Below are 12433 nucleotides of genomic sequence, written 5' to 3'. Positions count from 1 at the left end.
CCTTAGCGACCGTCGAAGATCTGGGAGTTGACCTTCTCGACCTGCCGCATGTTCATGCTGGTGATGTTGATGTTCTTGGCCAGCAGGTCCACGAACTGGGCCAGGTCCCTGGCCTCGGTCTGCCAGAGCACCTTGACGCCCTCGTAGACGACCTTGGACTCGCCCTGCCAGATCGCGGTCTTCTTGTCGAGCTCGGTCTGGAGGGTCTCCAGCGTGGTGACCAGGTTGCGGAAGGCGGTGCCGAACTCGGTCTCGCCCTCGGACAGGCCCCCATAGTTGATCTTTGTTACGTCGTAGATGTCCTCAGACACGTGAACTCCAGTGGTGGGAGGTTAGGGCGGGGTTCAGCGGGTGACCGGTGCCTGGTTGATCAGGTTGGCGATGCTGTTCAGCGCCTCGGTCCGCTCGCGGTTGAACTCGGCGTAGTTCTTGCCGCTTCCCTGGATGCTGGCCGCGAGGCGACGCAGGCTGCCCAGGATGACGTCCATGCGCTCGTGCCACTTGATGTGGACGGCGTTGAACGCGGCGTGCGACTCGCCGACCCAGTTGCTCTTGAGGGAGGCGCCGGCCATGTCGAGATTCAGCTGAATCTTCCGGATGTCCTCGGCCGCCTTCTCGATCAGGTGTATGGCGGCGGTCAGGTCGGCTTGGCTTACTTGAGTCTGCGGCTCGGCTCCCACGGCTCTCCTTCGGGTGGTTCGCGGTAGCGCCTTGATCGCCCCGCTGACATGCAACGTCAGACAATGTCGGCGCTTTGGTCACATTAGTCACCATACGTCGCAGCGTGCCGGGAAGATCAGGTTAACTCTCCATAACAATTCAGCGTCGATCTAGCGTTGTCCCAGTTCAGTGCCATTTAGGGCCATATCCACGGCCATCAGCCGCATGTCCGGAAGTTTCCTGTACGGCACGCGTGGGATGGGCGTAACGTACGTGATGGATGTGACCGGCTATTGGGGGCATAGTGGCGGAACCAGCGGACTCTGGCTCATCTGATCCCTTCGCGGGGCTCACCTCCATGTCCTCCGCCGTGCCGGACCCCAAGACCAAGGACCCCGGCTTCGAGATGAAGCCCGAGAAGGTCGAGAAGACCGGCGGCCAGATCGGCGGCAGGGGCGGCGACTTCATCACGCTCAGCGACAGAGCCAAGGTGATCGACATGCCGCCGTTCACCTTTGGAGCGGTCGGCGGCGGCATCAACGTCGCCCACCGTGGCACCGTCGACAGGACGGCCCAGGCCCTCGCCGACGGCAAGGAAGTCGTGGAGTCCTGGAAGAAGGCGCTCAAGGACGTGGCCGACCACGTCGACCAGGCGCACAAGGCGAGCAAGCTGGACAAGGGTCCCGGCGGTCCCGAGATCAAGCCTCCTGGCGGCCCCGGCGGCATCAAGCCCCCCGGCGGGCCGGGCATCGACACCGGCGGCCTGGACAAGATGGGCGGCCCCGGGGACGGCATGAAGATCCCCAAGGACCTTGGCGACATGGGCAAGAAGCCGCCCCTCGACGGCCTGGACCCGAACGACATCAAGGACCCCGGCAAAGACCTAGAGGACATCAAGCAACCGGACAAACCAAACGTCCCGGACATCCCGAAGTACCCCGAGCAGCCGCCGCCTCCGGACATCAAGCCGCCGCCGGGTCTCGACAACGCGGGCAACCCGCCGGGCCTGGACACCAGCGGGCTGGACAAGAAGCTCCAGGACGCCAAGACCGACCTGGCCGGAGTGGACCCGAAGGTTCCGGGCGCCCCCGACCTGGACAACCTCGCCAACCGCGCGCTCCCCGACGCCCGCCTGCCCGGCGGTCCCACCACGGGCAACGGCCTCACCACCGGTGACGGCACCGGCCTCGGCACGGGCCTCGGCAGGGGCGGAGCGGGAGCGGGCAGCGGAGTCAACGGCCTCGGCGGAGCCGGCGGCATGGGCAGCATCGCCAAGGCGCTCAACGGCGGCGGCATGCCCATGATGCCGATGGCCCCGATGGGCGGCGCGGGCGCCGGAGGCGAAGGCGACAAGGATCGTGAACGCACCACGTACCTCGCCGAGGACGAGGGCGTGTGGGGCGGCGACGAGGACATCGCACCGCCCGTACTCGGCAAGGAGTGACCGACACAGATGGCCTACGAGTCGGACTTTGAAAGCTTCCGCAACTGTTTCATCGTGGCCGGCGGCTGCTGCGTGCTCCTGCCCTACGCGACACCCATCGTGGGGATCATGGGCCTGATGATCTCCGATCCCGCCATGATGGTGAAGGCGGCCGATCAGTGGCACGACATCAGCAAACCCTTCGTGGACGAGGCCAACACCCTGCTTGGCGGCAAGCCGGTGCAGAAGGAGTTCCACCCGCCGATGGCCACCAGCATCATGGAGTTGCGCGGCGACATCATGAACATGGTGGCCAACGTGGGCATGGACAAGGTCTGGGTGGGTGAGTCGTACCAGGCCTTCGCGGCGAAGGCGAAGGTGCTCGACGAGGCCCTGCAGAAGGTGGACCAGCAGACGCGGGGCACGGGCTCCGCCCTCAAGGTGTCGGCGGAGGTCTACCACGCGGCCTTGCTGTTCATCGAAGCGATCACGTACGTGCTGATGGCTCTGGCGACGTACGTGGGCATTTCTTCGGCTTTCCCGCCGGTCGCCGCGCAGGCTCACATGAACGCCGCGCAGATCTGCCTGAGGATGGGCCAGGCCCTCGGGAAGATGTTCGGCTCCCACACCAAGGCCATGTGGAAGGTCACCGCGCTGGTGGCGCTGGCTTCCACGATCGTCGGTCAGTTCAGCGAGCACCTGCCGTCGATGATGGCGGTCACCCCCAAGCCGCCCTCCCTCATCGAGGCCAAGGCCGTCTGGGACCCCGCGGAACTGACGATCGGCGACGACCCGATGCCCAAGGTGCCGGCCCCGGACACAAGCGTGCTCCCCGAGATCGGCTTCTAACAGCCCAAGGCCTACCACCCCGCCCTGCCAAGGCTCCGCTACCAGCGACGGGAGCCTGGGTCACCAACGCCTGGACCCTGCCTGCCGCCAAGACCCGAGACCACGGGTCACCAACGCCTGGACCCTGCCTGCCGCCAAGGCCCGAGACCGCGGGTCACCAACGCCGGGAACCAGGTGGTTGTCCCGGGGCCCTACCTGCGGGCCATGGCCAGGGGGGAGAGGGCGGCGGCGGGGTCGAGGGTGGGGCCGGTGGGGATCTGCTGCAGGAGGTTGCTGGGCATCGGGGCGATGTCGGCGGCCTCGTAGCCGAGCTTGGCGATCTGGTCGCCGGACTGCAGCGGGTAACGGATGCCCTGGTCGCTGATCAGGAAGTACGTGGTGATGGAGCCGAGTTGCCCCTCGCCGGGTAGTTGTCCGGCGACGACCGCGGTGCCCGGGGGCAGGAGGATCTGGTCCACCCGGTCCTGGCCGCCACTTGACGCCGGGGTCGGCAGGGCCAGCGAACTGCCCGCGGTGATCTGGGCGGCGAAGGAACCCTTCAGCGTGCCGCCGTACACCGAACAGAGGGGTGCGGTGGCGGGCAGTGTCATCGCCTTGGGCAGGGTCTCGGGCAGTCCGGCGCCGGAGATCTGCTGGCGTGAGGGGGAGGCGTTGGCGGAGGCGGCGTCGATCTGGATCGGCTGGGCGCTGCGGTTGCCGTACGCCTTCTTCGTGGCCGGGTCCTCCAGCAGGAGCAGGGCCTGGGTCTCGGTGATGGCGGCCAGGCCGTCGTTGAGCAGGACGTACCAGCGGGCGGGGCCGCCGGTCACCGACGGCACCTTGAACACCTGGCCGACGACCGCGGTCACCTTGCCGTCGGGGCCTCTCACCTTCTTGCCGCGCTCCGGCACCTTCGGCCCCGCGAAGTCGACGCCCACCTTGACGGCGTTGAGCCAGGAGGCGGGTACCTTGCGGGGTTTGGTGTTGAGCGCACTGACACCGGAGTCGTTGATCCGCATGCGGTGGTTGTTCCAGATCGCCCACTTCTGGCCGTGGTCGTCGATCACCACCATCACGCCGGTGCCGACCGGCCGCCCGCCGACGTCGATCCCGCCGATCATCGTCGTGTACTGCTTCACGCCGCCCGCTGGGTCGGGTCCGTCGACCACGCAGACCGACCAGGGCGCCTTGACCACTTTGTCCCGCGGCGGAAGGGAGTCCGGCAGCCCCTGGATGCCGACCAGCGGGCCCCTGGCCAGCTCGTCCAGGGACGCCGTGGCCACGCTGCGCGTCTTGACGTCGGGGGTGTCGAGGATCAGGCGTGCCGAGACATAGTTCGCGACCGGTAGCAGCCTGCTCTGCTTCTGGCTGTAGACGTATTTGGCGCCCGTTTCCTTCTCCACCAGAAGTTGACCGGGCTCGGTGAGCTTGGTGGCACCGCCCGGACTGACCAGGCCCCAGATCCCGAAGACCGCCATGATCAGAACAGCCACCAGGATCCCGCCGAACATCGCGACGTTCTGCCGGCGCAGGGGCGACTCCGGCACATCCGGCTCGGCTTGCAGCAGGGCCATGCCCAGGCGTTGCTGCATCAGCCGGTGCGCCTGGTAGAGGTCCTTCTTGGTCTGCATGTCACCTCTCCCCGATCACACGACGCGCCCCAGAGTAGTGGTGAACCACCCTTCCCAGGACAACACCCACCTTTCTCCCACCCCACCACCCCCTCCACATCCCCACCCGCCTGGCCTCCGCCCGCCTGGCAGTCACTCGCCTGATCCCGACCCGCCTGTCCGGTTTGCGCCCGCCCACCCGTCTCCGGTCTGCGCCTGCCTGCCCGGCCTGCGCCTACCTGTGTGCCCGTCCCGGCCTGCGCCTGCCTGCCTGCCCGTCCCGGCCTGCGCCTGCCCGTCCGTCCCGGGCTCTGCCTGCCTGTCCGGCCTGCGTCCGCCCGCGCGGCCCTATGCCTGCCCGTCCGCCCGGCCGGTGAAGGGCTGGTCGGGAGGTGGGTGGCCGGAGAGGTTGGACTGGTGCGGTCGGGGAGGCCCGACTGGCGAGAGGGTGGGGGTGGCTAGGGGAGGTGGTTGGTGAGGTTTGTGGTGTTGTGGAGGCTGCGGGCCAAGGCGTCCTCTGCGGCGGTTGACAGGGTGGTCACCGTGTCGTCCAAGGAGGAGGTGTCGCCCAGAGCGGTGGTGACCAGGGCGGTGGCCTTGGCGCGGAGGTCGGTGCGGGCAGTGGTGATCGCTTCCATGATCGTCTCGGCCAGGACCTCGGCGCCCAGTCGCATCGCGCGGGGGCCGATCTTCAGGTCGTGGACGCCTCTTTGCTCCGAGAACGACACCGTCACCTGGCCGTCGGCGGACCTTCCGCTGCCGGCCAGGTCTGACATCTCCTCCTGGGTCCGGCTCAGCACGGTCAGGAAGTCGGCGGTGAATGCGTTCAGCTCGTCGGGGTCGAAGCCGAAGGACTGTCTAAGTTCGTCGCTCAATGTCCTCGTATCCCTGGTACGCGCCGCTCTCGTAGCGATCGGACAGAAGGAAGCCGGTGGGCATGCGGCCGCTGATCACGTCCATGGCGCCCTTGGCCGCGGCGCCGAGTTGCCACCGGTTCGGGGTGAGTTCGTGGGGGGAGGTGGGGATTGGGCGGGGTTGGCCCTTGGGACCGGTTCCCGCGCGGGCGTCGCGGGCCGAGAACAGCGGCGAACGGCCAGTCATCATCTTCGCCGTCAGATTGCGCTCCACATGGCTGGCGAACCCCCACACCAGCGCCGGTCCCTGATTGATCGTCGCCTGCCGCAGGTCGAGGAGCCCCTGCCGGTCGCCGGTCAGGCTGTCCTTGGTGACCTTGGCCCCGAGTCCGGCCGCGATGGTCGCCGCGAGTCCGTTGAGCGCCGCCGACAGCCGCGCCTCCTGTGCCTGGAACTGCGCGTACAGGACGCGAGCCGGCCGGCCCGCCGCCACCTGTGCCGCGAGAAACCCCGCCCCGCCGCCGAACGACGCGCGTACCACCTGTACGGCAAGCCACACCAACCGCAACACGACCGCCGAGGTGTAGACGATGAACGCGAACAACAACGAAGCGGCGGCCAGCAGCAGGATCCCGAGCAGCCGTGCCGACATCTCCTCGGCCAGCAGATCGCTCCCGAGCGTACGCATCCAGGCGTCGAAGTCCCGGCGATCCTCGCCCGGCCACTGCTCGGCGCTCAGCCCGGCGACGAGGTCCGCGATGTTCGTCCGTCCCGCCGCGAGGTCGCCCGCCGCGTCCTCAAGCACCTGGTACGCCGCCGCCAGCGCACCGGTGTCGTACTGATGCACATAGAGCTTGCCCAGCAACGGCCACCCGCCCCACACGACCGCGCAGGCGGCGGTGGCGAGGCCGAGGTTGGCATGTGCCAGGTACTTCCCGTAGCCCAGCGCGGTGACAGTCGACTCCGGGACGCGCTGCCACGGATCAGGCATCGAACGTCCCCGGCGACACCGTGCTGGCGTCCTCGCCCCGCTTCCAGTTCCGTCGGCCGTCCATCAACTTGGCACCGGCTTCCGAGACCCGTTGCACGCGCCGCCGTACCCGCTGGGCCAGATACCCCTCAGCCTCGGTGCAGGCGGCGAACAAGCTCAGCGTGAACGCGGTGGGCGTGGCTTCGACCGCCCGCAGCCCCACGATCTTCTCCAGCGCCTGGGCCAGCGGCGGCAGCCCCTGTTCCGTCAAGTCCTCGGCCAGCAGCCGCACCCGCCCCCGATCCATCCCCGCCTCTCGGTAACCCGGAGGCCCTTCCTCATGCCAAAACGATCGATCCCCGTGCCTAACCTCTGTGGTCAGTACAGCTAGCCCTCGGTCCCTTCCGATCCCTTTGGGCCGCGGTTGGTGGTGATTGAGCAGTCTGCCGATATCCGACATAGCATCCCCTTTCCCGCCAAACCCAACCACCCCGTCCGCACCACTTCGACGATCTTGACGCCGTCCCTACGTCCCATTGACGCGTTCCCGACAGCGGTCAGGTGGGGAGGGCGGTTTGGATGGGGGTGGTGGTGCCCATGGTGAGGAGGAGGCCGCGGCCCGGGGGGCCGCCTACTGCGCCGCGCGGTAGCCGTACCGTGAAAAGGTCGCCGTCGGCGGGGCTCTGGATGGACAGGAGCAGGCCGGTGCGGGACTTGCGGGCCTCGGCTACGAAGCCTCGGTAGGCCGTTGCCAGGTCGGTTGTCGCGCCGGCGATGATCAGGCCGTGGTCGCCGTCTCTGCCTGTGCGGAGAATGTCGTCGAGGGCCATGCCGAGCGGGGCGTCGGGGTTGATGAGTTCGGCGTCGTCGACGATCACCACGTAGCCGGTCAGCGGGGCCACCAGGTCCTGGAGGCCGGTGCCGTTGCCGTCCAGGACTGCCGCCGCGCCTTCCAGGTCGCGTAGTGGGCTGCGGCGGGGGGCTATCGCGATGACCGGGGTGTTCTGGGCGATCAGGGATCGGGCGGCGGTCAGCAGGGCTGAGGAGCGGCCGGATCGGGGTGGGCCGGCGATGACCGCGCCTGGGCCGTGGGCCAGAAGGTCGATGCCCATGGGGGTCAGGGCGTCGCCGCCTGCGCCGATGAGCGCCCACAGGGGGGATGGGGCGGTGAAGGAGGGGCGTAGGGCCAGTGCCTGTTCGGCGGTGATGCGCATGGGGAGGGCGTCCACTCTCAGCGGGCGGAGGTCCTCGTCCAGGTCGGTCGTGGTGGCGGCTCTGGAGAGTGTTTGCAGGGCCGCGACCTGGGCCTGGCCGGATGGGTCCTCGGTCAGGAGGGCTATCTGGTTTTCGGTTACGCCTTGTTCGCCTGTGGACAGGGCTCGGCCGGGTGGCATCGCGGCGGGGAGGTCTTTGATGGGCAGGCCGGCTAGGGCGTAGTCGGCCTGGTCGGCCAGGCGGAGGATCAGGCGGTCGTCGAAGACCGTGGAGACCTGGCCGAGCAGGCTGGAACGGTCGCCGGTCACCACCGCCCGCAGCCCCACCGCAGGGCCCTCGCGCAGGAGCTGGAGGATGGCCTCGGTCAGGCGGCCGTAGTCATACGCCTCGAAGGCGGCCACGTAGCCCTCCCAGCGGTCGAGCATGAGCACCAGCCATGGCAGCCGGTGTCCCGCCTGGCGGCATTCGGCCAGGGACGCGTGGCCGGCCTCGGCGAGGATCTGCTGGCGGCGGCCCACCTCGGCGCGTAGGCGGGACAGGAGGCGTTCGACGCGGTCGAGCTGGTCGCGGGTGACCACGGCGCCGCAGTGCGGCATGGCGACCAACGGGAGGAGGGCGCCGGAGCCGCAGTCGATCGCGTGCAGGTGTACGTCGGCGGGGGAGGTGTGGGCCGCTATGGCGCCCGCGATCGTGCGCAGCGCCGTGGACCTGCCGCTCCGGGCGGCGCCGGCGACGAGCAGGTGGCCGCCGTGGGCCAGGTCGAGGGTGAGCGGGCGGCGGTCCTGCGCCCACGGGCGGTCGGTGGTGCCGAACACCAGCGGCTCCACCTCACGGAACTCACCCGGCTCACGAGACTCCTGCGGCTCGGGCTCACGCGACTCGCCCCACTTCGGCTCCGCCTCAAGGGGCTTGCCCATTGGCGGCTCCCCCTGAAGGGGCTTGCCCATTGGCGGCTCCGCCTCACGAGGCTCGTCCCACTTCGGTCCCGCCTCGCGGGGCTCGTCCCACTTCGGTCCCGTCTCGCGGGGCTTGTCCGCTGGGGGTGTGGTGCGGTCGTTCGCGTCGAAGGAGAGGACGAACCGGTCGGGCAGCGGGTCCAGCCATGGGCTGGGCTGGGGCGGTACGCCTGCCAGCCTGGCGGCCTCGGTCACGGCGTCGGCCAGCAGGGTGAGGTCGGTGACGGCCGAGGTCTCCGTCGGTTCCTGGACCGGGGGGAGGGATTTGGCCAGCGTGCGCCAGTCCAGCTCGACCACGCGGACCGCGCGCCGCCTGCCCGCCTCGTCCGTGGACGCGCCGGGCGCGCGACCGCCGACCCGACCCGTCTGTACGGCTACCGCCGCCCCAGCCCCCGACTTCACGTAACAGCGACCCGGCGCCGACTTCGGGATGTGGGCGGCGTCGGGCAGGTCGATCACGTCGGAGGACTCGACCGGTTCCGTCACGCGCAGCGCGATCCGCAGGGAGGTGTTGGCCTGGATGTCGGCCGTCACGACCCCGGCGGGGCGCTGGGTGGCCAGGATCAGGTGGATGCCCAGCGACCGGCCCCGCCTTGCGATGTCGACCAGCCCGGTCACGAAGTCGGGCAGCTCCGCCACCAGCGCCGCGAACTCGTCGATGATCAGCACCAGCCGCGGCATCGCCGCCCGGTCCGGCTCCGGCAGCCCCGGATCCGGCCCATCCACAGCGGAAACCGCGTACGGCCTCCCGAACGGCAGCCGATCAGCCAGAGGCGACCGCCTCCCGCTCGACGTCCGCTCGCCGTGAAGCGGCCGGTTGCCGTGAGGCGGCCCATCACCGTGCAGCGGCCAGTTGCCCTGGGATGGCCTACCACCAGGTTGTGAGCGGTTTCCATGGGATGGCCGGTCAGCGTGCAGTGGTCCGCTACCGCGTGGCGGCCAGTTGTCGTTTGGTGGGCGGGTGTCAGGTGGTGGGCGGTGGAGGGTGGTGTAGTCGTCGATGTCCTTGGCACCGGCCTCCAGCAGCAGGCGTTCGCGGCGCCTGATCTCCGCGCCCAGCGAGTCCAGTGCCCGCCGGGTCAGGTGGCCGTCGAGGTCGCTGACCATGCCCACCGTGTGCGGCAGCCGGGCGCACTCCTTGAACGCCGCCCCGCCCTTGTAGTCGATCAGGACGAACGCCAGTTGGTCCGGCCGGTTGGCCACGGCCAGCGAGCAGATCAGCGACTGCAGCAGCTCCGACTTGCCCGCGCCCGTCGTGCCCGCGACCAGCCCGTGGGGACCGTCGGCCCGCAGGTCGATCGGGAACGGGCCGTCGGGCCCCATTCCGATCAACGCCCTGGTGGACCCGGTGTCCCGCCATCCGGCGAGTACGTCCTGGGCGGTCGGCGTGCGCAGGCCCAGCAGGTCAAGCAGGCGTACCGACTCCGGCAGGTTGCCTGACGGATCGTCCCTGCTCACGTCGCGGATCGGCGCCAGCGACCTGGCCAGCCGGTCGCACCACTGCGCGGAGACCTGGTCGGCCAGCACCGGCCCGATGGCGTCAAGGCCGCCGCCGCGCAGCCGTACCAGACCATCGGCGCCGCAGGCGGCGACCGTCGCGCACTCCTCGGGCAGCAGGCGCTGGTCCTCGTCGAGTGCGAGCGTGTAGACGCCGGCGCGCGGCCCGTGGCGCAGGACCTGCGGCATGCCGGGCAGCCCGCGCAGGGCCTGGGCGCCGTCGAGGAGGACCAGGACGTCGTAGGGGCGCTCGTCGTAGGTGGAGAAGGCGGGTGGTTCCGGGCCGCCCAGGTCGTCCCAGCCTGTGGGGATCTTGCCTAGTTCGGGGATGGCGGTGTTCTGGCGTTCGTCGATCAGGGCGGCCAATTCGGACACGCGGCGTGCGGCCGAGTCGGGGTCGGCGCCGATCAGGACCAGGCAGTCCTCGCCGCCGCGCGGGGCGCAGTGGGGCAGCCAGCGCACCCAGCTCCAGCGCCGCTCGCCGTCGGCGTGCGCGGACAGCACCACCACGGCCAGGTCACGCGGACTGTGCAGGGTCGCGGCCTGACCGATGAGCCAGCCCGCCAGCGCGGTCGAGGTGTCACGCGGGCCGGTCACGCCGGCGACGCCCAGCCTGCGCAGGGCCAGGGCCACGGGCACGCTGGCGCACAGCGGCGGGTCCAGCCGGCCGCCGCCGCTCTCCTCGGCCAGCTCCAGGTTGGCGGGCAGGTCGGCCAGGCCCACCCGCAGGCGCAGGGCGTCGGGGTCGTGGATGCGGCGTTCCCACAGCCTTCTGCGCGGGCCCGTCGCGGTCAGCAGCACCTCGGCGGGGTCGGGGGCGTCGGAGCGGCGGGCGACCTCGTCGGCGGCGCGGGCCCGCTCGACGGCCTGTTCGTACTCGGCCAGCCGTTCCTGATGCTCGCGCATCGCCTGGCGGTGCTGCTTCCTGCCGTGGCGGCGGTCGCTCCACCACTGCCCGATCATGATCAGCGGGGTCATCAGCGCGATGAGCAGGAAGTACCACTGACCCAGCACCAGCGTCAGCACCACCCCCAGCACCGCGGGCAGGAAAGCGGCCAGCAACTGCAGCCGCATCCCCTCGTTCTTGCGCGGCTCGGCGGGCCGCTCGAACCTGCGCTCCGGCTCGGGGCGTCGCAGCCTCGGCGGACGGTTGTAGGCCACGCCGCCGTCGGGAGCCGGGGCCAGGTGCGCGTCACGCGGCTCCACCGCGCCCAGCGCGAACACCGACGACCCGCACGTCAGCAACGCGTGCTCGGGCCAGTCGGTCGCCTCGGTCAGCGGTCTGCCGTCGAGCTCGGGCGGACCGCCCGGCCAGACCGCGCGCAACTCGTCGTCGGGCGGGGCGAGGTAGCGCGCGCGCTCCGACGCCTCCCACCGATCGGCCTCGCGCTGGTCGTCGCGCTCGGCCAGCTCGGCGAGCTCCTCGGCGTAGCGGCCCTTGATCCGCCGCCGCTGCGGGCCCGGCGGCCGCTCCCTGCGCGCGGGCTCGATCGTGATCGCCTCGGGCGTGATGCGCAGCGTCGCCGCCTCAGGCGCCAGCACAGGATCCGGTACGGCTATCGCGCACATGGCATCCGACCCGATCACATGCGAGCCCAGGCTCAGCCGATGGACCGCTCCCGCCCCCGGACCGCCCACGACCCGCACCTCGGCCACGCCGAGCGGCTCCTCGTTGACGGTCTGGCGGGCCAGGTGGCGGTCGAGCGTGATCCGGTCGCCGTCGTGAAGCACCGCCTTGGCCAGCGCCCTTGAGTCGACCTGCCGCCCGCCGCGCCACAGCGCCGGCCCCTCCTGCCCCAGCCCGTCGCCCCGCCCGGGCTCGCGTTGCTCGGGCACGTGCGGGATCGCGCGCTCATGATGGCGCGGGTACGGCGGCGCCGGCGACATCCCATAGGGAGCCCGGGACCTGGGCAGCTTGACCACCTTGGCCAGCGGCTCCCGCCCACCGTCGAGGGCCTCGGCCACCCTGGCCACGGTGACGCCGTCGTCGAGCTCGACCACCACGTCACGGTCGCCGTGCTCGCCGAGCACGGTGAGCATGATCCGCATGTGCCGTCTCCTCGCAGGGGGTCGGACCTCGGCGTCACGGTAACGCCAGAAGTGAGGTTAGGCCCGCGGATTGACGGCACGGGCATGATCGGGCTCGCCTGTGGACAACGGGTGGGGCCTGTGGAAAACATCTGGAGATTTTGCCAAGTCTTGGGACATGTCCTGTGGACAACCCTGTGGACGGTCGCTGTGACCAGGGCCTTGGCCAGGGGGAGCTTGGGGATTGGGGCGGTTGCGGGTTGCGGGCGGGGTAGCTGCAGATGACCGGTTACGGAGTGTGACAGATCTGTCGATCCCGAGAGCCCAGGGGAAAGCGGAAAGGGGATGAAAGGGACGCCCAGGGTGGAGTGCGGCGGCCAGAGCGAGAGTGG

The 12433-nt window shown here is 70.2% G+C and carries 9 protein-coding genes; 2 read left to right on the top strand and 7 right to left on the bottom strand.

Features of this window, described 5'->3' with window-relative positions; translation table 11 throughout:
• Positions 1-2: 2 nt before the first annotated feature.
• A complete protein-coding gene (locus ACIBEJ_RS16265; protein ID WP_397183522.1) occupies positions 3-311 on the bottom strand; it encodes a WXG100 family type VII secretion target in 309 nt (102 codons plus the stop codon).
• A 33-nt stretch (positions 312-344) separates the two neighbouring features.
• Positions 345-680, bottom strand: coding sequence for a WXG100 family type VII secretion target (locus ACIBEJ_RS16260; RefSeq protein WP_397183521.1), 336 nt, complete (start codon positions 678-680; stop codon positions 345-347).
• Positions 681-1018: 338 nt separating this feature from the next.
• Here ACIBEJ_RS16260 and ACIBEJ_RS16255 point away from each other — a divergent pair, with 338 nt between their 5' ends.
• Together ACIBEJ_RS16255 and ACIBEJ_RS16250 are read left to right on the top strand one after the other, a co-directional pair.
• Entirely contained in the window at positions 1019-2104 is a 1086-nt protein-coding gene (locus tag ACIBEJ_RS16255; protein WP_397183520.1) for a hypothetical protein, read from the top strand.
• Positions 2105-2113: 9 nt separating this feature from the next.
• Complete coding sequence (locus ACIBEJ_RS16250; protein ID WP_397183519.1) at positions 2114-2932, top strand: hypothetical protein; 819 nt, start codon at positions 2114-2116, stop codon at positions 2930-2932.
• Between the two features lie 191 nt (positions 2933-3123).
• Here the strand turns inward: ACIBEJ_RS16250 and eccB are convergent, their stop codons facing one another.
• The 5 genes from eccB to ACIBEJ_RS16225 all read right to left on the bottom strand — a co-directional run bounded on the left by eccB (position 3124) and on the right by ACIBEJ_RS16225 (position 12062).
• Entirely contained in the window at positions 3124-4542 is a 1419-nt protein-coding gene (gene eccB / locus ACIBEJ_RS16245) for a type VII secretion protein EccB (RefSeq protein WP_397183518.1), read from the bottom strand.
• A 437-nt stretch (positions 4543-4979) separates the two neighbouring features.
• Positions 4980-5396 (bottom strand): YbaB/EbfC family nucleoid-associated protein, encoded by a 417-nt coding sequence (locus ACIBEJ_RS16240; RefSeq protein WP_397183517.1) that lies wholly within the window; start codon positions 5394-5396, stop codon positions 4980-4982.
• Positions 5380-6366, bottom strand: a complete 987-nt coding sequence (locus ACIBEJ_RS16235; RefSeq protein ID WP_397183516.1) for a hypothetical protein — start codon at positions 6364-6366, stop codon at positions 5380-5382. Before ACIBEJ_RS16235 ends, ACIBEJ_RS16240 begins: the two co-directional genes overlap by 17 nt.
• On the bottom strand, positions 6359-6637 hold the full coding sequence (locus ACIBEJ_RS16230; protein ID WP_397183515.1) for a hypothetical protein: 279 nt from the start codon (positions 6635-6637) through the stop codon (positions 6359-6361). Before ACIBEJ_RS16230 ends, ACIBEJ_RS16235 begins: the two co-directional genes overlap by 8 nt.
• 265 nt (positions 6638-6902) lie before the next feature.
• Positions 6903-12062: an FtsK/SpoIIIE domain-containing protein gene (locus tag ACIBEJ_RS16225; RefSeq protein WP_397183514.1), complete on the bottom strand. Its 5160-nt coding sequence runs from the start codon at positions 12060-12062 to the stop codon at positions 6903-6905.
• Positions 12063-12433 lie beyond the last annotated feature (371 nt).

This window comes from Nonomuraea sp. NPDC050790, assembly GCF_044456745.1.
Lineage (GTDB): Bacteria > Actinomycetota > Actinomycetes > Streptosporangiales > Streptosporangiaceae > Nonomuraea.
The sequence above is the reverse complement of the archived record's forward strand: the minus strand, read 5'-3'. Positions and strand labels throughout refer to the sequence as shown.